Annotated in this window: 16 protein-coding genes and 1 riboswitch; of the genes, 3 read left to right on the plus strand and 13 right to left on the minus strand. The window is 72.8% G+C overall.

The annotated features are described in order from the left end of the window. Nucleotides 1-329: 329 nt before the first annotated feature. Nucleotides 330-1,850 carry a catalase gene (locus tag BLW57_RS06670; protein WP_093472857.1) on the minus strand — a complete coding sequence of 507 codons (1,521 nt, stop codon included), beginning with the start codon at nucleotides 1,848-1,850 and terminating at the stop codon, nucleotides 330-332. A gap of 313 nt (nucleotides 1,851-2,163) precedes the next feature. On the opposite strand from BLW57_RS06670, the gene BLW57_RS06675 reads away from it, so the two are divergent. Continuing rightward, the gene (locus BLW57_RS06675; RefSeq protein ID WP_093472859.1) at nucleotides 2,164-2,754 is read left to right on the plus strand and encodes a histidine phosphatase family protein; all 591 of its coding nucleotides are present in this window, start codon (nucleotides 2,164-2,166) and stop codon (nucleotides 2,752-2,754) included. A gap of 113 nt (nucleotides 2,755-2,867) precedes the next feature. On the opposite strand, the gene BLW57_RS06680 is transcribed toward BLW57_RS06675, so the two are convergent. The 12 genes from BLW57_RS06680 to BLW57_RS06735 form a co-directional block, all read right to left on the minus strand. Next, complete coding sequence (locus BLW57_RS06680) at nucleotides 2,868-3,620, minus strand: CbtA family protein (RefSeq protein WP_093472860.1); 753 nt, start codon at nucleotides 3,618-3,620, stop codon at nucleotides 2,868-2,870. Nucleotides 3,621-3,640: 20 nt separating this feature from the next. After that, nucleotides 3,641-3,862, minus strand: a complete 222-nt coding sequence (locus BLW57_RS06685) for a CbtB domain-containing protein (RefSeq protein ID WP_093472862.1) — start codon at nucleotides 3,860-3,862, stop codon at nucleotides 3,641-3,643. Between the two features lie 36 nt (nucleotides 3,863-3,898). Next, nucleotides 3,899-4,044: riboswitch (cobalamin riboswitch) on the minus strand. A 103-nt stretch (nucleotides 4,045-4,147) separates the two neighbouring features. Then, on the minus strand, nucleotides 4,148-4,627 hold the full coding sequence (locus BLW57_RS06690) for a hypothetical protein (RefSeq protein ID WP_143051586.1): 480 nt from the start codon (nucleotides 4,625-4,627) through the stop codon (nucleotides 4,148-4,150). A gap of 69 nt (nucleotides 4,628-4,696) precedes the next feature. After that, nucleotides 4,697-4,900 carry a hypothetical protein gene (locus BLW57_RS06695; RefSeq protein ID WP_093472864.1) on the minus strand — a complete coding sequence of 68 codons (204 nt, stop codon included), beginning with the start codon at nucleotides 4,898-4,900 and terminating at the stop codon, nucleotides 4,697-4,699. A 136-nt stretch (nucleotides 4,901-5,036) separates the two neighbouring features. Next, on the minus strand, nucleotides 5,037-7,412 hold the full coding sequence (locus tag BLW57_RS06700; protein ID WP_093472866.1) for a glycoside hydrolase family 65 protein: 2,376 nt from the start codon (nucleotides 7,410-7,412) through the stop codon (nucleotides 5,037-5,039). Continuing rightward, a complete protein-coding gene (locus BLW57_RS06705; protein ID WP_093472867.1) occupies nucleotides 7,409-9,508 on the minus strand; it encodes a xanthine dehydrogenase family protein molybdopterin-binding subunit in 2,100 nt (699 codons plus the stop codon). The genes BLW57_RS06700 and BLW57_RS06705 overlap by 4 nt, the downstream gene beginning before the upstream one ends. A 19-nt stretch (nucleotides 9,509-9,527) precedes the next feature. Continuing rightward, nucleotides 9,528-10,523: an FAD binding domain-containing protein gene (locus BLW57_RS06710; protein WP_093472869.1), complete on the minus strand. Its 996-nt coding sequence runs from the start codon at nucleotides 10,521-10,523 to the stop codon at nucleotides 9,528-9,530. Further along, nucleotides 10,520-11,059: a 2Fe-2S iron-sulfur cluster-binding protein gene (locus BLW57_RS06715; protein ID WP_176985488.1), complete on the minus strand. Its 540-nt coding sequence runs from the start codon at nucleotides 11,057-11,059 to the stop codon at nucleotides 10,520-10,522. The genes BLW57_RS06710 and BLW57_RS06715 overlap by 4 nt, the downstream gene beginning before the upstream one ends. 72 nt (nucleotides 11,060-11,131) lie before the next feature. Continuing rightward, nucleotides 11,132-11,992, minus strand: coding sequence for an SCO4651 family lipoprotein (locus BLW57_RS06720; RefSeq protein WP_093472872.1), 861 nt, complete (start codon nucleotides 11,990-11,992; stop codon nucleotides 11,132-11,134). Nucleotides 11,993-12,079: 87 nt separating this feature from the next. Then, complete coding sequence (locus BLW57_RS06725) at nucleotides 12,080-14,263, minus strand: RICIN domain-containing protein (protein ID WP_176985489.1); 2,184 nt, start codon at nucleotides 14,261-14,263, stop codon at nucleotides 12,080-12,082. Nucleotides 14,264-14,285: 22 nt separating this feature from the next. Next, a complete protein-coding gene (locus BLW57_RS06730; RefSeq protein ID WP_093472873.1) occupies nucleotides 14,286-15,644 on the minus strand; it encodes a lectin in 1,359 nt (452 codons plus the stop codon). A 176-nt stretch (nucleotides 15,645-15,820) separates the two neighbouring features. Further along, nucleotides 15,821-17,716: an ABC transporter ATP-binding protein gene (locus BLW57_RS06735; RefSeq protein WP_093472875.1), complete on the minus strand. Its 1,896-nt coding sequence runs from the start codon at nucleotides 17,714-17,716 to the stop codon at nucleotides 15,821-15,823. A 234-nt stretch (nucleotides 17,717-17,950) separates the two neighbouring features. Between BLW57_RS06735 and BLW57_RS06740 the strand changes: the two genes are divergently transcribed. Both BLW57_RS06740 and BLW57_RS06745 read left to right on the plus strand, forming a co-directional pair. After that, complete coding sequence (locus tag BLW57_RS06740; protein WP_093472876.1) at nucleotides 17,951-18,868, plus strand: lysylphosphatidylglycerol synthase transmembrane domain-containing protein; 918 nt, start codon at nucleotides 17,951-17,953, stop codon at nucleotides 18,866-18,868. A gap of 97 nt (nucleotides 18,869-18,965) precedes the next feature. Further along, nucleotides 18,966-19,730: a crotonase/enoyl-CoA hydratase family protein gene (locus tag BLW57_RS06745; protein WP_093472878.1), complete on the plus strand. Its 765-nt coding sequence runs from the start codon at nucleotides 18,966-18,968 to the stop codon at nucleotides 19,728-19,730. Nucleotides 19,731-19,830: the final 100 nt, after the last annotated feature.

Consider the following 19,830-nt stretch of genomic DNA (forward strand, 5'->3'; position numbering starts at 1 on the left):
GCCGACCTACGGGTGAACGGAACGCGGAGCCGCCGACCGGCCCCCTGGCACTGGTGGATTCTCCTGCTGATCGAGCAGGTGCCGGCCGCCTTTTCGCACCGTGCGGGGCGGCTCGGCCGCGCGGATCCCAAGGCTCGAATTTTATCGCAGTACGTGGGTCCGGGCTCGGACAGAAGCGATCGAGAGTGGCCGGACAACTCCGTAGAGTCACCGTCGCGGGGAGGGGCCCCGACTTCGCGCTCGGTGCGACGACGGCCGCCCCGGGACGGGGAACCCAGGGGCGGCCGCTCTCGGGCTGCCGGGCGGCGCGCTCGGGGCGCGCCCGGTGGTCAGGCCTTGTGCTGCATCGAGCTCCGGGCCGGGTTGGCCTGTTCCGCGGCCTTGGGGTCCTTCTCGTCCGCCTTGGCCCGTACGCCGTCGGCGATGCGCTTGCCGAGGGTCTCGTCGATGTTCGACCAGTAGGTGAAGGCACGTTCCAGGACGGGTTCGCTGACGCCGTTCAGGAGATGCCCCACGACGTTGTCGACCAGGCGGTCACGGGCCGCGTCGTCCAGGACCTCGCGCACCAGGGTGCCGGGCTGCCCCCAGTCGTCGTCCTCCGGGTGGGAGACGTAGGCCGCGCGGGTGATCTCGCCGTCGGCGGTCCAGCTGGGCGGGGAGCCGAAGCGCTCGGTGTCCGCCGCGGGTCCGCCCTTGGAGTTCGGCGCGTACACCGGATCGGTCGTGTTCCGGTACGCCATCGCCCCGTCCTTGGAGTACGTGTGGACGTCGACGACGGGGGCGTTCACCGGCAGCTGCTGGTAGTTGGCCCCGATGCGGTACCGGTGGGCGTCCGCGTACGAGAACAGCCGGGCCAGCAGCATGCGGTCCGGGCTCGGCCCGATACCGGGGACGAGGTTGTTCGGCTGGAAGGCCGCCTGCTCGATCTGGGCATGGTTGTCGGTGGGGTTGCGGTCCAGGGTCATGCGCCCGACCTGGATGAGCGGATAGTCGCCGTGCGGCCACACCTTGGTGAGGTCGAACGGGTTGAACCGGTAGGACGTGGCCTCCTCGTACGGCATGACCTGCACGTACAGGGTCCAGCTGGGGAAGTCGCCGTCCCGGATGTGCTCGAAGAGGTCACGGGTGTGGTAGTCCGTGTCGGCGGCGGCCATCTGGTCGGCCTCGTCCTGGGTGAAGCACTCGATGCCCTGGTCGGTCTTGAAGTGGTACTTCACCCAGAACCGCTCGCCGGCCGCGTTGATCCACATGTAGGTGTGCGAGGTGTAGCCGTTCATGTGGCGCCAGGTCCGCGGCACGCCCCGGTCCCCCATCAGCCAGGTGACCTGGTGCGCGGACTCCGGGGAGAGGGTCCAGAAGTCCCACTGCATGTCGTGGTCGCGCAGGTTGTTGTCGGCGCGGCGCTTCTGGGACCGGATGAAGTGCTGGAACTTCATCGGATCCTTGACGAAGAACACCGGCGTGTTGTTGCCGACCATGTCGTAGTTGCCCTCGCTGGTGTAGAACTTCACCGCGAAGCCGCGCGGGTCGCGCCAGGTGTCCGGGCTGCCGCGCTCACCCGCGACGGTCGAGAAGCGGGCGACCAGGTCGGTGCGCGTGCCGGGCTGGAAGACCGCCGCCCTGGTGTAGGCGCTGACGTCGTGGGTCACCTCGAAATGGCCGAAGGCGCCGCTTCCCTTGGCGTGCGGCTGGCGCTCGGGAATCCTCTCCCGGTTGAACTGCGCCATCTGCTCGATCAGATACGCGTCCTGGAGCAGGATCGGTCCTCCGGGGCCGACGGTGAGCGAGTGTTCGTCGCTCTCCACCGGTGCGCCCGAGTCGGAGGTGGTGGCGGGGCGGATCTCCGTCATGAGGCTGCCTTTCGTCGTGCGCCGACGGCGGCGCAGCGGCTCCTGGGCACCGGTCTACCGCCAGCGGGGGCGGCACTCGCCTCCTACCCGCGCACGCGCGGGGGCGGTCCCGGCCGGCACCGGGTTTCCCGAATCGCGTGACCCACGGGGAGCGGGCTAAACACCCTCGTCGTGTTGTACCGCGGGTCGCGGGACGAGGTGCCTGCCGTCTCGGGGCGGGTGTTAGGTTCGCGGCCGTACCGCCGGGCCGCTCCCGGTACCCGGCCCCGGCCCCGGCGCACGAACCCGGGACAGCAGCAGGAGGAACAAGCACGTGACCAGCCGCGTCACCCTCGTCTCGCCCGCGACGAGCCCGTCGATGCGGCGGGCCCGCTTCGACGACGGCGACTCGCTCGACGAGGCCGGGGCGGCCCGCGCCCGCTCCGCCGCCGGGTGCCTGCGCGCCCCCGGCCGGGTGCTGACCTCACCGAGCGTGCGCTGCCGGGAGACGGCCGAGGCGCTGGGCCTCGTCGGTGCGCGGGACTCGGCGCCGGCCGGTCTGGACGCGGGCCGCTGGCGAGGCCGCACCCTGGAGGAGGTCGGGGCCGCCGAGCCGGAGGCCGTGGGCCGCTGGCTCACCGACGCCGGATCCGCGCCCCACGGCGGCGAGTCGGTGCGGGAGCTGTGCGAGCGGGTCGGGCGGTGGCTGGACGCCGTACAGGGCACGGACGGCCGCACCCTCGCCGTGGTCGAGCCGGAGGTCGTGCGGGCCGCGGTCGTGCACGTCCTCGGTCTGCCTGCGGCCGCCTTCTGGCGGCTGGACGTGCCGCCGTTGACGGCGACGGAACTGAGCGGCCGGGCCGGACGGTGGAATCTGCGGCTCGGTCAGCCGCTGGCCGGACGGGACGCGGCCGCCGCCTCCTGAGCCGGGGCGGTCGCCATGGCTCAGGAGGCCGCCTACCCGGCGCCGGCGCGGCAGCGTCACCACCGCGCGGCGCGAACGCCCGTTCCGAAGGGGCGCCCGGTGTCCCGTGACCGTCAGTGCGGGGCGGGAACCGTCCGTCCGGAAGATGCCCTGGCCGGCCGGGGGTTCAGCTGCCGCTCGGCCAACTCGCCGAAGAGCAGACCGAATCCGACCCACAGGACGGTCTGGATGGCCAGGGTGGAGAGCCGGAACCGCCACAACAGGCGGGCCGGGAAGTGCGCGGGCAGCTCGTTGACGGCGGGCAGGAAGGCGTAGGCGAGCCCGATGACGACGACGAAGGCGGCCACCGCGACGACGGTCGCCCACCAGTTGCCCAGACGGGGCGCGAGACGCTTGCCGAGGATGGTGGCGCCCACCGCGAGGAGCACGCTGAGGGCCATCATCAGGAAGAACAGGGTGGTCCGCTTGCCGATGGTCTCGGGCTGACCGACGGACGGCGGGTTGGCCGGGTACTTCAGGAACGGCACGACGTACACGGCGACCAGCGCGCAGCCTGACAGCAGCAGCGCGGTCGCCCGCGGGCTGAAACGGCCGACACGGCCGAGCGCGAAGGAGTACGCGAGCGCGGCGATGCCGCCGAAGGCGACCCCGTAGACGAGAACGCCCGTGGCGAGGCCGGCGGTGGACTGCAGGGAGCGGGAGACGACTTCCATCTCGTGCTCGTGGGAGTGGGCGTCCTCGAAGGCGATCGCCTGGTCGACGCTCGGCTCACCGAGGAGGTAGGCCACGACGAGGGCGAGCACGCCGGCCACGAGGCCGGCGAGCATGCCCCGCACGAGGAGGTTTCTTACCGTTGCGGAGTTCATGGTGCGCGGCGTCCCTCGCGTCAGTGGCAGGGGAAGCCGAGCAGGTGGCGGGCATCGTGCACCCACTCGTGGACGTCGGTGCCGTTGAACACGGACGTGGCGCCCTGCTCGGCGCCGACGAAGTAGAGCAGGACAAGCATCAGGACGCCGAAGAAGACCGCCCAGGGGGCTATCGCCTTCAGCGGCAGCGTGGCGGGAACGGCGGGGGTGTCGGCAGTCGGCTGGGCGACGGTCTGCGCCATGGCAGGGCCTCCTCTGGGAGTTCGCGTCCCATCTCGGTGGTGCACAGGACGACGGCCACGGGTCTGACTCGGCGGACCACCCCGAGGGGTGCCCCGCATACAGTGGCGCGACCGTGCCGGATTCCCACCGGCTTCCGTCTCGCCGTCGTCGATATCGGACAGACCGTACCGCGAGACGCGTGCGCGGCCAAGACCGCGTCCACCGCCGTGATCTTCCTCTCGTGACGGCACGTCAGGTCCGGGTGCCACGGGGAAGCCGTGAGGCGGCCGCTCCGTCCGGCGGGTTTACGGCGCCACGGGGTCGCCGGCTCCCAGCTGCAGCCACCACACGTCGTCGCGGTCGCGGCTGAGCCCGAGCGTCTGCCGCCGGCCGTCGCCGAAGCGGAGTTCCACACCGGCCAGGTACGGTACGGCCGGGTCCCGCACGATCGCTTCGGCCGCTCCGCCGGCGTGCGCGCGGTAGCGGTCGATCAGGTCGCGCGCGGCCCGGTCGCGTCCGGTGTACCAGGGTGCGCCCAGGTCGGCCAGGCCGTCGGCGTCACCGGCCCTCAGTCGCTGGACGTACACCTCGAGGAGCAGTCGGGCCTCGTCCGCGACCTCCCCGGCGTCCGGATGGCCGGACTTCTCGGGACGCACGGTGAGGTGCACCGCCGGTCCGCCGCTCAGGGCGTACGGGGCGGGATCACGGACCAGCCACCAGGTGAGCACCGTCGTCGCCAGGACGGCCGGGGCCACGGCCGTCGCCCAGAGGTTTCGTCTTCTCATGCGGTGGATCCACACCTCACAGCAACCTGACCATGTACAGAGGATATCCGCACGAGTTCCGGTGTTCCTTCACAGATTGGCGCCCAGGTCGCCCGACGTCCCGCTGCTCTCGGCCCACTTGTCCACATCCGACCCGAACCGGGGGGCAGCGTTGGGTGCGAGAGCGTGGTACGCGGTCGTCTGCGTCTTCGCCGTGCTGACCGTCATGGTGTTGCCGCAGAGCGCCGCCGCCCGGCCGGGGGCCGGAACGTCACGGTCACCGGCGACGGGCACAGCTGGAAGCGCACGTCACTGCCCGCACAGCACCCCGACGGCGCCGGCGTCCTCAGCTTCGCCTGCGGCGCACCGCGGCACTGCGTCGCCGCCGGATACGACGGGGAGACACGCAAGATCTGGGTGAGCTGAGGGACTACTCCGGGAGCACCAGTCGGGCCGTCTCCCCCGGCCGTACTCCCACCGCCAGGTCCCGCAGGCGGAGGTCGATGGGGCCGCGGCCGGAGGCCGGTACGGCGATCTCCAGCAGGCCGCTGCGCAGGCGCAGGTGGACGCCCCAGTGGCCGTGGTAGCGGATGGCGAAGCCGTAGGAGGAGAGTTCGGGCAGCGGGACGGGGTCGAGGCGCAGGGCGCCGCCCCGGGTCTCCAGGCCGGTCAGCCCGCGCTGGACGAGGTCGAGCGTGCCGGCCATCGCGCCGAGGTGGATGCCCTCCCCGGTGGTGCCGCCCTGGAGGTCGGCGATGTCGCCGCGCAGCGCCTCCTGGACGAAGGCCCAGGCGTCGGTCCGGCGGGCCCGGGCCAGGATCCAGCCGAGGACCAGGCCGCTGAGGGTGGAGCCGTGACTGGTGCGGTGCAGGTAGTGGTCGACGGTCGCGGTCCAGGTCCGCTCGTCCAGCGGGTAGCCCAACCGGTCGAACAGGGACCGCAGTTCGGGCAGGGCGAAGAGGTAGCCGAGCATCAGCACGTCGGCCTGCTTGGACGCCTTGTACCGGTTGACGGTGTCCCCCTCGGCCTCCAGGATCCGGTCCAGGCGGCGGATGTCGCCGTACCGTTTCCGGTAGCCGTCCCAGTCCAGCTCGGCGAGGCCGGCGTACCCCTCGAACTGGCTGATCACCCCGTCGTGGAAGGGGACGTGCAGGGTGCGGGAGACCTCCTCCCAGCGGGCGGGCTCGTCCTCGGCCAGTCCGACGGCCTCGGTGAGTTCGCGGCGGCGCGGCTCGGGCAGGGCGCGCAGCAGCTCCAGCGCGCGGGTGAGCACCCAGGCGGCGGTGACGTTGGTGTACGCGTTGTCGTCCAGGCCCGGCCGGCCCGCACCGGGGTAGGCGTCGTGGTACTCGTCGGGGCCGACCACGCCACGGATGCGGTGCCGGCCGAGGTGGGGGTCGTAGCCGGCGGAGTCCGCCCAGAAGCGGGCGATCTGGAGCAGCATCTCGGCGCCCTCGCCGTGCAGGAAGTCGAGGTCGCCGGTCGCCTCCCAGTACTGCCACACGTTGTACGCGACCGCCGAGCCCACGTGGTGCTGGAGCCGGGAGTGGTCGGGCAGCCAGCGCCCGGAGCGCGGGTTGAGGTGGAGCTGCTGGCTCTCCTCGCGGCCGTCGCTGCCGCTCTGCCAGGGGTACCGCGCGCCGCGCCGGCCGAGTTCGTGGGCGGCGTGGCAGGCGGCGGCCAGCCGGCGGTGGCGGTAGCGGAGCAGGGCGCGGGAGACCTCGGGCAGGTGCAGGTTGAGGTAGGGCAGGACGAAGAGTTCGTCCCAGAAGACGTGCCCGCGGTAGGCCTCGCCGTGCAGTCCGCGCGCGGGGACGCCGACGTCGAGGTCGGCGGTGTGCGGGGAGAGGGTCTGCAGCAGGTGGAACAGGTGCAGGCGCAGGATGCTGCCCGCCTCGCCGGGCACCTCCAGCGCCGTGCGCCGCCACAGCTGGTCCCAGGCCGCCGTGTGTGTCTCCAGCAGCTCGTCGAAGCCGGGCGCGTCCCGGACCCGGTCGACCGCGGCGCGCAGCGGGTCGCCGATGGCGGGGTCTCGGGAGGTGTGGAGCGCGACGGTCTTGTCGAGGGTGACGGTACGGCCGGGCGGCAGGCGCAACCGGACGTGCTGGACCGCCCGTGGGCCTTCGCCGGCGTGGGTGACCGGGGCGTCGGCGGTCAGCCGGGCGGCGAGTTCGAAGCTGATGTCCGAGCTGCGGGTGCGGCAGCGCAGCCACACCGTGCCGGGTGCGGCGGTGCCGGTGTGGACGTGGGTGAGGTGCCTGCCGTCGAGGTCCCGGTAGCGGGCCACACCGGAGTTGGTGACCTCGCCGTCGATCGCGGACTCGACCTCCAGGTCGACGGCGTCGCCCTCGGCGGTGAACTCGGTGCGCAGGGCGGCGAGATGGGGGTCGTGCAGATGGACGAGGCGCAGTTGGCGCACGTGCAGCGAGCCGCCGGTGCCGAGGGGGTAGCGGGTACGGCGTTCCAGCAGGCCCGGATCGAGGTGGAGCACCTGGTGGTGGTCGGTGACCGGGACGGTGTCCGGGGTGAGCCAGTCGGCGCCGGCCGGGCGGAAGCGCAGCGGCAGCCAGTTGGGCAGGTTGACCATGTCCTCGTTCTCGACCCGCCGTCCGGCGACCTCGGAGGTGAGCCGGTCGTAGCAGCCGGCGGCGTAGGTGCCGGGGTGGTGGACGGCGTCGGCGGTGCACTCGGGCAGCGCTCCCCGGGTCGCGAAGTAGCCGTTGCCGAGGGTGCACAGGGACTCCCGCAGCCGCTCCTCCTCGGGCCGGTAGCCGTCGTACTCCCAGGCCGGGCCCGTCACCGTCATCCCTCGGACAGCAGGGCGGTGAGGATCCGGTCCGGAGTGAGGGGCAGTTCGCGGAAGCGGATCCCGGTGGCGTGGTGGACGGCGTTGCCGATGGCGGCGGCGGTGCCGACGATGCCGATCTCGCCGATGCCCTTGCTGCCCATGGGGTTGAGGTGGGGGTCGTGCTCGTCGAGCCAGTCGGCCTCGATGTCGGGGACGTCGGCGTGGGCGGGCACGTGGTAGGCGGCGAGATCGGCCTCCGTGAAGTCGCCGAACGCCCTGTCCATGGTGCTGTGTTCGGTGAGGGCCATGCCCAGGCCCATGGTCATGCCGCCGGTGAACTGGGACCGTGCGGTGCGGGCGTTGAGGATCCGGCCGGCCGCGAAGATCCCGAGGAGCCGGCGTACGCGGACCTCCCCGGTGACGGTGTCGACGGCGGTCTCGGCGAAGTGGGCGCCGAAGGCGTGCCGGGCGTAGGGGCTGTCGGCGTCGGCCTTCCCGGTGGTGTCGGCGCGGACCTCGATGCCCTCGACGGGCAGCGGTCCGGTGTGGGCGGCCAGCCGGGAGGCCAGTTCGGCGCACGCCTCGTGCACGGCCCAGCCCCAGGAGGCGGTGCCCATGGAGCCGCCGGCGACCCAGGCCGGCGGCAGGTCGCTGTGCCCGATCTCGGTGCGGACGCGGTCCAGGGGCACGTCGAGGACGTCGGCGGCGATCTGGGTGAGGACGGTACGGGCCCCGGTGCCGATGTCGGTGGCATTGATGCGGACGGCGAAGGCGCCGTCGGGCAGGGCGTGGGCGGTCGCGGTGGCGGGGACGGCCATGGTGGGGTAGGTGGCCGCGGCGACGCCGGTGCCGATGAGCAGCGGGCCCTCGCGGCGGTTGCCCGGGCGCGGGTCGCGGTCGGCCCAGCCGAAGCGGCGGGCGCCCTCGCGCAGGCATTCGGCGAGGTGCCGGCTGCTGAAGGGTTTGCCGCTGCCGGGCTCGCGGTCGGGTTCGTTGCGCAGGCGCAGTTCCACGGGGTCCATGCCGAGCGCGTCGGCGAGTTCGTCCATGGCCGATTCGAGGGCGTACATGCCGGGCGCCTCCCCGGGGGCCCGCATCCAGGACGGGGTGGGCACGTCGAGTGGGACGACCCGGTGGGAGCTGAGCAGGTGGGGGGTGGCGTACATGATCCGGGAGGGCACGGCGGCCTGCTCCACGAACTCCTTCACCCGGGAGGTGTGGGTGGTCACCTCGTGCAGCAGGGCGGTGAGCCGGCCGTCGGGGCTCGCGCCGAGCCGCAGCCGCTGGAGGGTGGGGGCGCGGTGGCCGACGACGGTGGGCAGGTGGCGGCGGGGAACGGCGAGGGTGACGGGGCGGCCGGTGCGCCGGGCGGCCATGGCGGCGAGGACGACGTCGGGGCGCGGGGTGCCCTTGGAGCCGAAGCCGCCGCCGACGTGTTCGGAGACGACGGTGACGGAGTCCTCGGGCAGGTCGAACAGCTGGGCGAGGACGGAGCGGACGACCGTACCGCCCTGGGTGGAGGTGCAGACGGTGAGCCGGTCGCCCTCCCAGTGCGCGGTGCTGGCGTGCGGCTCCATGGGGTGGTTGTGCAGCGGCGGCACGCGGTAGAGGGCTTCGACGCGGACGTCGGCGTCGGCGAAGGCGCCTTCCGGGTCGCCCTGCCGGACGCGGCCCGGGTAGCCGCCGTTGGCCTCCTCCGGCTCGTAGCCGTCCGGGTGGTCCGGGGTGAGTTCGGCGTCGTGCGGTGCGGTCCGGTAGCTGACGCGGACCGCGCGGGCGGCGGCGCGTGCGGTCTCCAGGGTGTCGGCGACGGCGAGGGCCACGCACCAGCCGCGGTGCGGTACGTCCTGGTTCTGGAGGACGGCGAGCGTGGCGTCCTCCGGCTCGGCGAGGCGCGGCGCGTCGCCGGGGGTGAGGACGGCGAGGACACCGGGCAGGGCGAGCGCGGCGGAGGTGTCGACGGCGGTGACCCGGCCGCGGGCGACGGCGGCGGGCACGGGCCAGGCGTATGCACGGCCGGGCAGGGTGTACTCGGCGGCGTAGCGGGCGGCGCCGGAGACCTTCTGGCGTCCTTCCCGGCGTTCGGCGGGAGCACCCAGGATGGTGCCGGTCATGGGGTCCTCCTGTGACGGCTCAGGCCACCGCGGGCGTCGGGGCGAGACGGTTCAGGACGTCCAGGGCGAGGTTGCGCGCCAGCGGCACCTTGTAGGCGTTGTCCCGCAGGGGTTCGGCGTGGGCGAGTTCGAGGGCCACGGCGCCTTCGAAGGCGTCGGGGCCGGCGGGGGCGCCCAGCAGGGCCAGCTCCGTGTGCCTCGCCCGCCAGGGCCGGTGGGCGAGCCCGCCGAAGGCGACGCCCACCTGGTCGACGACGCCGTCCGCGACCCGCAGCACGACGGCCACGGAGGCGAGGGCGAAGGCGTACGACGCCCGGTCCCGGGCCTTGCGGTAGGCGGAGGGGACGCCGGCCGTGGCGGCGGGCAGCAGCACTGCGGTGATCAGTTCGCCGGGACGGATCCAGGTGTCGCGTTCGGGGTGCTCGCCCGGCAGCCGGTAGAAGTCGGCGACCGGTACGCGCCGCCCGCCGTCGGGGCCCTGCAGCTCGATCTGCGCGTCGAGGGCGGCGAGCGCGACGGCCATGTCGGACGGGTGGGTGGCGATGCAGCTGTCGGAGTGGCCGAGGACCGCGTGGTCGCGGTGGACGCCGTCGCGGGCGGCACAGCCGGTGCCCGGCTCCCGCTTGTTGCAGGGTTTGTCGAGGTCCTGGAAGTAGGGGCAGCGGGTGCGCTGGAGCAGGTTGCCGCCGGTGGTGGCGGCGTTGCGCAGCTGGCCGGAGGCGCCGGACAGGAGGGCCTGGGACAGGACGGGGTAGCGGTCGCGGACGCGGGGGTCGGCGGCGAGGTCGCTGTTGCGGACCGTGGCGCCGACGCGCAGGGAGCCGTCGGGCAGATCCTCGATGCGGTCCAGCGGCAGCCGGCCCACGTCGATGAGGGCCGTGGGGCGCTCCACGCCGAGTTTCAGCAGGTCGACCAGGTTGGTGCCGCCCGCCAGGTAGTGGGCGCCGGGGTGGGTCGCATGGGCCTCGACGGCCTCCTGGACGCTGCCGGGCCTGACGTAGGCGAAGCCGTTCACGGGATCACGTCCTCCACCGCCTCGACGATGCGGGGATAGGCGCCGCACCGGCACAGGTTGCCGCTCATGCGCTCGCGGATCTCGGCCCGGTCCAGCCGGACGGGCCGGCCGGAGGGTGCCGCGGGGTCGGTCACGTGGGAAGGGTGGCCGGCCGCGGCCTCGGCGAGCATGCCGAGGGCCGAGCAGATCTGGCCGGGGGTGCAGTATCCGCACTGGAAGGCGTCCCGGTCGAGGAACGCCCGCTGGAGCGGGTGCGGCTCCTCGCCCTCTCCGCCGAGGCCCTCGACGGTGGTGACCTCGCTGCCGTCGAGGGTGACCGCGAGCAGCAGACAGCTGTTGAGGCGGCGCCCGTCGACCAGGACGGTGCAGGCACCGCACTGGCCGTGGTCGCAGCCCTTCTTGGAGCCGGTGAGGTCCAGGTCCTCGCGCAGCAGGTCCAGCAGGACGCGCCGGTGGTCGACGGACAGGGTGTGCGGTTTTCCGTTCACCCGGAGGGTGATCTCCGAGCGGTGGCCGGGCTCGTGTGTGCTGGTCATGGCAGGAATGACCTCCCGACGGACGGTGCTGCCGTGCATCCCGCGTATCCAGGTCTCGGCGGCTCACACGTCTCAGCCGTCACCGGTGCCGGACGCGGCGAGCCGGTCGGTGACGTCCGTGGTGTCCCGGGCGGGCGGCGCGGTGACGTGGACGTCGGTCCCGTAGTCCGCGAACCGCAGCACGGTCGTGCTGGTCACCTGGGCGTTCTCGTGGCCGGGTGTCCGCTGCTTGAGCGGGTGCAGGGCGAGCCGGACACTCTCCTGGCGCAGCCTGCCCTGCCCGTCGAGCCACAGGTCGAGGGGCAGGGAGGACTTTCCGAGCTGCCGCCGCAGTTCCTGCGCGCGTCCGGCGTCGCCGCGGGTGAGGACGGAGACGGGGACGGAGGCGCGGTAGTGGGTGGTGCGCGTGCCGTCCAGGGTGGTGGTGCCGAGGCGGGTGACGTTCCCGGTGCCGGCGCGTTCGAGGTAGCGCACCGGTTCGGCCGGGTCGGTGACCGAGGACCGCCCGGTGGCGCCCTTCCCGGCGAGCCGCCGGAGGTCGATCTTCATCCAGGTCTTTCCGCCGGGTACGGCACCGCGGTCCTTGCCCGACGGCTTCTGGTAGACGACGCCGTCGATCACGCGCTGCTCGACGGTGGTGCCCTGGGAGGTCAGGGTGACCCGGCTGATGCCGTCCTTCAGGGCGGCCACGCCGCTGCCGTGTGCCGTGAGGGACCGGCCGTCGGCGACGACCTTGCTGGTGACGGTCATCCGCGCGGTGTCCGCGGCGAGCGTCCTGCGGTAGGCGTCCTGGACCGCGCGTACGGGCGGGGTCGCGCTCGGCCCCGCCTGCGCGTCCCCGCCCTTGCCGGAACCGTCCTCGCTGCCGCAGCCGGTCGTTCCGGCGGCGAGGACGAGGACGGCCACGGTGCTTGCGATCCGGGTGTTCGACACGGTGGGGTCTCCTGGCGGGTCGGGTCGTTTTGGACGTGACTGACCCGGACCCGGTTTCCCACTCCCGTGCGGCTCACGCCCGCCGGGTCACGGGTAGCGGACGAGATTCGCCACGTTGGTACCGGAGTTGGAGGGGCCTCCCGTGTTGTTGACGACATGGCTGATGGTGCCGGTGCCGCCGAGGGAGACGGTCACCATGCTGGTGAAGCGGACGTCGGGCTTGTTCGGTGCCTCGATGGCGCGGGCGGCCGTGACGGACGGGTCGACGTTGAAGTAGCAGTAGCTGCCGAGGCCGTAGGCCTGGTGGCTGGTGACGGAGTCGGCGACCTTGTAGGCGGCGTAGCCCTGGGTGGATCCGTTCATCCAGGCGGACTGGTTGGGCGGGTCGTACGGCATCTCGTTCTGGAAGAAGTAGGTGCGGCCGCCGTTGCCGTTCCAGATCGTCTGGTACTTCTGGAAGTGCTCGACGAAAAGCCCGTACATGGTCACGTCGTCGCCGTTGACGACGAGACCGGTGTCGGCGGTGTTGCTGGTCCAGCCGACGCCGCTGCCGTGGTCGGCGCGCCAGATCCACATGTGGTCGCCGATGACGTTGTCGCTGTTGACGACGAGGCTGGTGGCCGCCTTGCCGACGCCCGCGCCGCCGATGCGGAAGTAGACGTCGTGCAGGGAGGTCGGGTCGGCCGCGTGGGAGGCGGTGGAGCCGGCCGGCCCGACCTCGACGAGGGTCTTCGAGCTGGTGGTGCCGGCGTCGAAGAGCAGGCCCGCGATCTTGACGCCGTCCACGTCGGCGACGGTCATGGCGGTGATGCCGTTGTCCGGGACGAAGGTGGCGAGCCCGAGGCCGAGGACGACCGTGTCGGGGCGGGTCACCTTCAGCGTCCGGTCGAGGTGGTAGACGCCGGGGGTGACCAGCAGGTTCTGTCCGGCGGCGAGGGCAGCGTCGATCTGTGCGGCGGTGGCGCCCGGCTTGACGACGTAGAACTGGCTCAGCGGCAGCGAGGTGCCGGCCGGGTTGCCGCCCGCCCAGCTGGTGGCCGTGGAGTCGGTGCGGGTGGACGGCACGAACACCTGGTACTTCCCGGCGCCGTCGACGTACAGGAACGGCTTCTCCCGGGTGACGGGGCTCTGCGCGACGGTGGTGTGCGGCGGGTTGGGGAAGCTGGTGCCCGGGACGCCCTGGCTGCCGACGAAGACCATGTTCCAGTTCGAGCCGGTCCAGCCGCCCAGCTGGGAGTTGCGGGTCAGCCACTGCTGCTGGCTGCCGGAGTCGACCTTTCCGTCGATCTTGCTGTCGGCGAGGTAGCCGCCGGAGGACCAGCCGCCGTCGTCGAGTGCGAGGTTGCCGCGCAGGTGCATGCGCCGGTACGCCGCGGCCTGCGACACCGCCCAGCGGTCGGCGCCGTTCCTCGGGGTGACGGACAGGTTCTCGGCGCCGCGCCAGAAGTTCTGGGTGGCGTTGCCCTGGAACCAGTCGGCCTCCGCGTGCACGGCTCCGTTCACGTTGACGGCGTCCGGGGTCAGGCCGAGGCCGAGGACCTGGGTGTAGAAGCCGACGTTGACGTCCGCGTTGTAGGTGCCGGGCTTGAACAGGACGGCTTGGCGCTGGGAGCCGAACTGGTTGGTCTCCTGCTGCTTGAAGATCGAGTCGAGTCTGCTCTGGATGGTGGCGGAGGACATCGACGGGTCGAACAGGGCCACGTTGGGACCGAGGTCGGGGTCGTCGGAGTTCTGGGTCACCGGGGTCACCTGGAAGCGCTGGGCGGCGGTGCCGTTGCAGGTGTACTGGACGAACTGCACGCTGTCGGCGGTGGACGCGGCGGGGTCGTCCAGGCACTTGCCGCTGTTGCGGTTGACGAAGTGGAAGGCGCCGCCGCCGTCGTCCACGGGCAGCCACTGCTGGTTGGCGCCGCCGCCGTAACTCCACAGGTGTACCTGGGCGTTGTCGGCGGTGGAGACGTCGGAGACGTCCACGACCTGGTTGGTGTCGTTGCGGTTGTCGATGCGGACGTAGCCGTCGCTCGTGGCGGTGAGGCGCCACTGCTGGGCCGTGGTGCCGTTGCACGTGTACTGCTGTACGGCGGTGCCGTTGGCGGTGGCGGCCGCGCGGGCGTCCAGGCACTTGCCGCTCGCGGCGTTCACGACGGTGACGTAGCCGGTGGGCGGGGCGGCGGCCCGGGCGGGAGCGGGAGCGGCGGTCAGCAGGGCGGCTGCCGCCGCGGTGACCAGCGTGGCCGCGGTGGTGCCGCGGCGGCGGGAGGGGCGAGGCACAGGGGTCTCCTGGGGGACGGGGTCAGCCGGTGTAGCCGGCGAAGACGCGGGTGTAGTCCCAGGCGGACTGGGAGACGCCGGAGCAGCTGTCGGCGGGGCCGCCGGTGCAGGGGCGGTCGCGGTTGGCGGACCAGAAGGTGAGCCGGGCCAGGTGGTGTGCCTGCGCGTAGGACAGGATGGTCCGGAAGTCGTTCACCGTGACGGTCTCGTTGTTGTCGGTGATGCCGTTCATGGACGAGATGCCCATGTCCCGGTAGGCCTGGTCGTCGCTGTAGTGGTAGGCGTTCTTCAGCGCGCTCTTCAGGCCTTCGGCGGCCTGCGTGGTGAGGTTGCCCATGTTCTGTCCGGCGCCGCCGAAGTCGAACGGCATGATGGCCCAGGCGTCGACGGTCAGCCCGGAGGAGGCGGCCCGGTTGATGAGGCTGGTGTCGGGGCCGCTCTGCCCGGTGCCGATGGTGATGTACACCTTCAGACCGGGGTTGTCGGCCTTCACGGTCTTCAGCGCGTCCACGGTCCGCTGCTGCACGGTGGGGTTGCCGTAGGCGTCGGCCTCGAGGTCGATGTCGATGGCCTTCAGGCCGTACGCGTTGACGACCTTCTGGTAGGCGGCGGCGAGTTCGCCCGCGCTGGAGCAGGAGCTCTCCAGCTTGTTGCCGCTGTATCCGCCGAAGGACGGGATGACGTCACCGCCGTTGGCCCGCACCGTGGTGACCGTCTGCTGGTCGATTCCGCCGGTCAGCGGGCGGCTGCCGTCCCACTGCGGGTTGCAGTAGCCGTTGCTGAGCACGAAGGCGAGCGTGAACCACTTCACGCCCGTGGCCTGGGTGATGGTCGTGGGGCTGGGCGGGCTGCCCCAGCCGTTGTACAGGTACGGTGCGACGGCCATCGGCGCGGACGGGGTGGTGCCGCCGCCCGCCGCGGGAGCGTTCCACTTCTGGTTGGCGCCGCCGCCGCAGCTCCAGATCTGGACGCGGGTGCCGTTCGCGGAGCTGTTGCCGGTGACGTCCAGGCACTTGTCCGCCTGCGGGTTGACGATGTCGTGGGCGGCGGTGACGGTCCACTTCTGGTTCGGGCCGCCGGTACAGGACCACAGCTGCGCCTTGGCGCCGTCGGCGGTCGAATTGCCGGTGACGTCGAGGCACTTGCCGAGGGCGCGGAGGGTTCCGTCGCTGCCGACGGTCCACTGCTGGGCGCCGGTGCCGTTGCAGTCGTAGAGCTGGACGGGCGTGCCGTCGGCGGAGCTCGCGCCCGCGACGTCCAGGCATTTGCCCGACAGGCCGGTGATGGCACCGGTGGCGGCCTGGGCGGGAGCGGCGGCGAACAGCCCCGCCGAGAGGGTCAGGACGGCGAGCGATGCCGCCGCCGGGAGAGTTCTGGCCATGCGCGGGTACGGCCTTTCGCGTGGGGGGCGACGGATGCGGCAGGCAACTCCCCTCCGGTGGGTGGGAGTTGCCTGCCGTCCGTAGGCTTTGATTAAGGCGTGAAACTAAAGGTACGGACCACTGCCGTCAAGAGCCCCGGCAACAAAGCCATCGCACACGGTGAGGCGCCCGCCCCTCACACCACCGGCACCTCCGTCACCGCCGGTCCCTCCGGGGCCCGTTCCGTGAACTGGGTGCGGTGCAGCTCCGCGTAGCGGCCGTCCGCCGCCAGCAGCTCCTCGTGCGTGCCCTGTTCGACGATCCGTCCGGCCTCCACGACCAGGATGCGGTCGGCGGACCGGACCGTTGAGAGGCGGTGGGCGATCACCACGGCGGTGCGGCCCTCCAGGGCCTCGGCGAGCGCTTCCTGGACGGCCGCCTCGGAGGTGTTGTCCAGGTGGGCGGTGGCCTCGTCGAGGATGACCACGCGCTGGCGGGCCAGCAGCAGCCGGGCGATGGTCATGCGCTGGCGCTCGCCGCCCGAGAGCCGGTAGCCGCGCTCGCCGACGACGGTGTCCAGGCCGTCGGGCAGGGACCGTACGACCTCGGCGAGGCGGGCGCGGCCCAGCGCGTCCCACAGCTCCCCGTCCGTGGCGCCCGGGCGGGCCAGCAGCAGGTTGGCGCGGACGGTGTCGTGGAAGAGGTGGCCGTCCTGGGTGACCATGCCGAGGGTGGCCCGCAGGGACGCGGCGGACACGTCACGCACGTCCACCCCGCCGATGCGGACGGCGCCCGCGTCGACGTCGTACAGGCGCGGCAGGAGCTGGGCGATGGTGGACTTCCCGGCGCCGGAGGAGCCGACCAGGGCGACGGTGTGACCGGGTTCGGCGCGGAAGGAGATGCCGTGCAGGACCTCGGAGCCGCCTCGGTTGTCGAGGGTGGCGACCTCTTCCAGGGAGGCGAGGGAGACCTGGTCGGCGGCCGGGTAGGAGAAGCGGACGTCGTCGAACTCGACGGCGACCGGGCCGGCCGGGACCTCGCGGGCGTCCGGCTTCTCCTCGATGAGCGGCTTCAGGTCCAGCACCTCGAAGACCCGCTCGAAGCTGACGAGGGCGCTCATCACCTCGACCCGGGCCCCGGCGAGCGCGGTCAGCGGGGCGTAGAGCCGGGTCAGCAGCAGGGCGAGGGACACCACCGCGCCCGCCTCCAGGGTGCCGCGCAGCGCGAACCAGCCGCCGAGGCCGTAGACGAGGGCGAGGGCCAGCGCGGACACCAGGGTGAGGGAGGTGATGAAGACCGACTGGGCGGTCGCGGTGCGCACGCCGATGTCCCGCACCCGGGCGGCCCGGGCGGCGAACTCCGCCGACTCCTCCTCCGGCCGCCCGAACAGCTTGACCAGCGTGGCGCCGGGGGCGGAGAACCGCTCGGTCATACGGGTGCCCATGGCCGCGTTGAGCGCGGCGGCCTCCCGCTGCATCCGGGCCATCCGACTGCCCATGCGCCGGGCGGGCAGCACGAACACCGGCAGCAGGACCAGCGCGAGCAGGGTGATCTGCCAGGACAGGGTGAGCATCACGGCGAGGGTGAGCACCAGGGTGACGAGGTTGCTGACGACACCCGAGAGGGTGTTGGCGAAGGCCCGCTGGGCGCCGATCACGTCGTTGTTGAGACGACTGACCAGCGCTCCCGTACGCGTACGTGTGAAGAACGCGACGGGCATGCGCTGCACATGATCGAACACAGCCGTTCGGAGGTCGAGGATGAGCCCCTCCCCGAGCGTCGCCGACAGGCGCCGACCGAGGATGCCGAGCCCGGCCTCGGCAAGGGCGACGACCGCGATGAGCAGGGACAGCCGGACGATCGTGCCGGAGTCGTGCCCCGCCACGATCGCGTCGACGACATGGCCGGCGAGTACGGGCGTGGCCACGGCGAGCAGCGCGGTCACCACCCCGAGCAGGACGAACCGGACGATGCCGGCGCGGTGCGGGCGGGCGAAGGCGGCGATGCGGCGCAGGGTGGCGCGGGCGAGGGGACGGCGGTCCGCCTGCGCGTTCATCACGCTGTGCAGCTGCGTCCATGCGGTGGTCTCCATGCTCATGGGAAAGAACGTAGAACCTCAACCATCGTTGAGGTCAATGTCCGCGCCATTTCACCCCTGCCGGCGCCCCCTCGACCTAAGGCCCCGATGACCGCAGCCTGTAAGCCGCCGTCCCCGATTCCGCCACCCGCCGTTGGGACGGCGGGGAAAACCTCTGGGGATGTGACAGCCGTCCCGATCCCCCCGCTCCCCCCGCTCTCCGGTGGACGACTCCCCCGTCGCGTCCCCGTGCGCCAGGTGCTGTGCCTGGTCCCGCTCGTGCTCGTGGCCGTGGCGGCCGTACGGCACCGTTCGGTACTCGCCGAGGGCTTCGGTCAGCTGCGCGCCGCGTCCTGGCCGTGGCTGCTCGCCGCGGCCGGCACGACCTGCCTGACCTGGGTGGCCGCCGCGTTCACCCGGCAGGGCGCGGTGGTGCAGCCGCTGCCGAAGGGGCGGCTGCTGGCCACCCAGTTCGCGGCGGGCGCCGCCAACCATCTGCTGCCGACCGGGCTCGGGGCGGGCGCCGTGAACCTGCGGTTCATGACCGTGTGCGGGGTGCCGCTGGCCCGTTCCTCGGCCGCGCTCGCGCTGTACCTGATGGCCGAGTGCGTGGGCCGGCTCGGTCTGCTGGCCGCACTGCTGATCGCCTTCCCGGGTGCGCTGCGGCTCGGCACGCTGCTGCCCGACGGCTCGCTGCTCCCGCTGCTGCTGGGCGTCGCCGGCCTGCTGGCCGCGGCGGCGGCCGTCGTGCTGTTGGTACGACGGCTGCGCACACGGCTGGTCGCGTTCGCGCGAGAAGCCCTCGGCGAGGCGCGGTCGGTGCACACGCGTCCGGCGCGCGCCCTGGCCCTGTGGGGCGGCTCGCTGGCCTTCCCGGCGCTCCAGGCGGCCGGTCTCGCCGCGGTCGGCCAGGCACTGCGGCTGCCGGTGCCGCCCGCGCACATGGCGCTGGCCTATCTCGCGGCGACGGTCGCGGTCGCCCTGGTGCCCACGCCGGGCGGGCTGGGTTCGGTCGAGGCGGCGATGATCGTGGCGCTGGTCGCGGTCGGCGGCCCCGCCGCCATCGCCACGGCGGTGGTGCTGGCCTACCGGATCATCACGGTGTGGGTGCCGCTGGTGCCGGGGGCGCTGACCCTGGGCGCGCTGGTGCGGCTGAAGGTCATCTGAGACTCCCGCCGACCGGCACTTGCTGAGAAGCTACCGGCAGGTCACCAGCGCCGGCGGTCCGTTCGGGGACCCCGGGACCGTCCGAGGAGGTCGCCCCATGCCGGTCCGGATCGAGCGGCGGGAGGACGTCACCACGGTCGTCCTCTCCCGGCCCGAGGCTCGCAACGCGGTGGACGGCCCGACGGCCGCCGCACTCGCCGACGCCTTCCGTGCCTTCGAGGAGGACGACGGCGCTCGGGTGGCGGTGCTGTGGGGCGAGGGCGGCACGTTCTGCGCGGGTGCCGACCTGAAGGCGATCGGCACGGAGCGCGGCAACCGGGTCGCCGAGGACGGTGACGGGCCGATGGGCCCGACCCGGATGCGGCTGTCCAAACCGGTGATCGCCGCCGTCGCGGGGCACGCGGTCGCGGGCGGTCTGGAACTCGCCCTCTGGTGCGATCTGCGGGTCGCGGAGGAGGACGCGGTGTTCGGGGTGTACTGCCGCCGGTGGGGCGTTCCCCTGATCGACGGCGGTACGGTACGGCTGCCCCGGCTCATCGGCACCAGCCGGGCGATGGACATGATCCTCACCGGCCGACCGGTGCCGGCCCGCGAGGCCTTCGAGGTGGGGCTCGCCAACCGGCTGGTGCCGACCGGAAGCGCCCGCACCGAGGCGGAGGCGCTCGCGGCGGAGCTCGCCGGCTTCCCGCAGGCCTGCCTGCGCAGTGACCGCAGGTCGGTCCTGGAGCAGGAGGGGCTGACGGAGGAGGCGGCCCTGCACGGCGAACTCCGGCACGGCACGGGCGTGCTGGCACAGAGCACGGAGGGCGCCGCCCGGTTCGCCTCGGGCGCGGGCCGCCACGGCTCGTTCACGGACGTGTGAGCCGCGGCCCCCTTACCGGCCCGGCGCAGGCACGCTGCGGTGCGCCATGCCGTGGGGGCAGCTGCCGGTGCCGTCCACGCCCCACTGTGCAGCACAGACC

This window comes from Streptomyces sp. 1222.5 (genome assembly GCF_900105245.1).
GTDB lineage: Bacteria > Actinomycetota > Actinomycetes > Streptomycetales > Streptomycetaceae > Streptomyces > Streptomyces albidocamelliae.

What these genes read in the sequence shown, in the direction of transcription:
- BLW57_RS06715 (WP_176985488.1), bottom strand. Translation starts at nt 11,059, where the DNA reads ATGACCAGCACACACGAGCCCGGCCACCGCTCGGAGATCACCCTCCGG.
- BLW57_RS06745 (WP_093472878.1), top strand. Translation starts at nt 18,966, where the DNA reads ATGCCGGTCCGGATCGAGCGGCGGGAGGACGTCACCACGGTCGTCCTC.
- BLW57_RS06685 (WP_093472862.1), bottom strand. Translation starts at nt 3,862, where the DNA reads ATGGCGCAGACCGTCGCCCAGCCGACTGCCGACACCCCCGCCGTTCCC.
- BLW57_RS06705 (WP_093472867.1), bottom strand. Translation starts at nt 9,508, where the DNA reads ATGACCGGCACCATCCTGGGTGCTCCCGCCGAACGCCGGGAAGGACGC.
- BLW57_RS06670 (WP_093472857.1), bottom strand. Translation starts at nt 1,850, where the DNA reads ATGACGGAGATCCGCCCCGCCACCACCTCCGACTCGGGCGCACCGGTG.
- BLW57_RS06730 (WP_093472873.1), bottom strand. Translation starts at nt 15,644, where the DNA reads ATGGCCAGAACTCTCCCGGCGGCGGCATCGCTCGCCGTCCTGACCCTC.
- BLW57_RS06690 (WP_143051586.1), bottom strand. Translation starts at nt 4,627, where the DNA reads ATGAGAAGACGAAACCTCTGGGCGACGGCCGTGGCCCCGGCCGTCCTG.
- BLW57_RS06735 (WP_093472875.1), bottom strand. Translation starts at nt 17,716, where the DNA reads ATGGAGACCACCGCATGGACGCAGCTGCACAGCGTGATGAACGCGCAG.
- BLW57_RS06680 (WP_093472860.1), bottom strand. Translation starts at nt 3,620, where the DNA reads ATGAACTCCGCAACGGTAAGAAACCTCCTCGTGCGGGGCATGCTCGCC.
- BLW57_RS06700 (WP_093472866.1), bottom strand. Translation starts at nt 7,412, where the DNA reads ATGACGGTGACGGGCCCGGCCTGGGAGTACGACGGCTACCGGCCCGAG.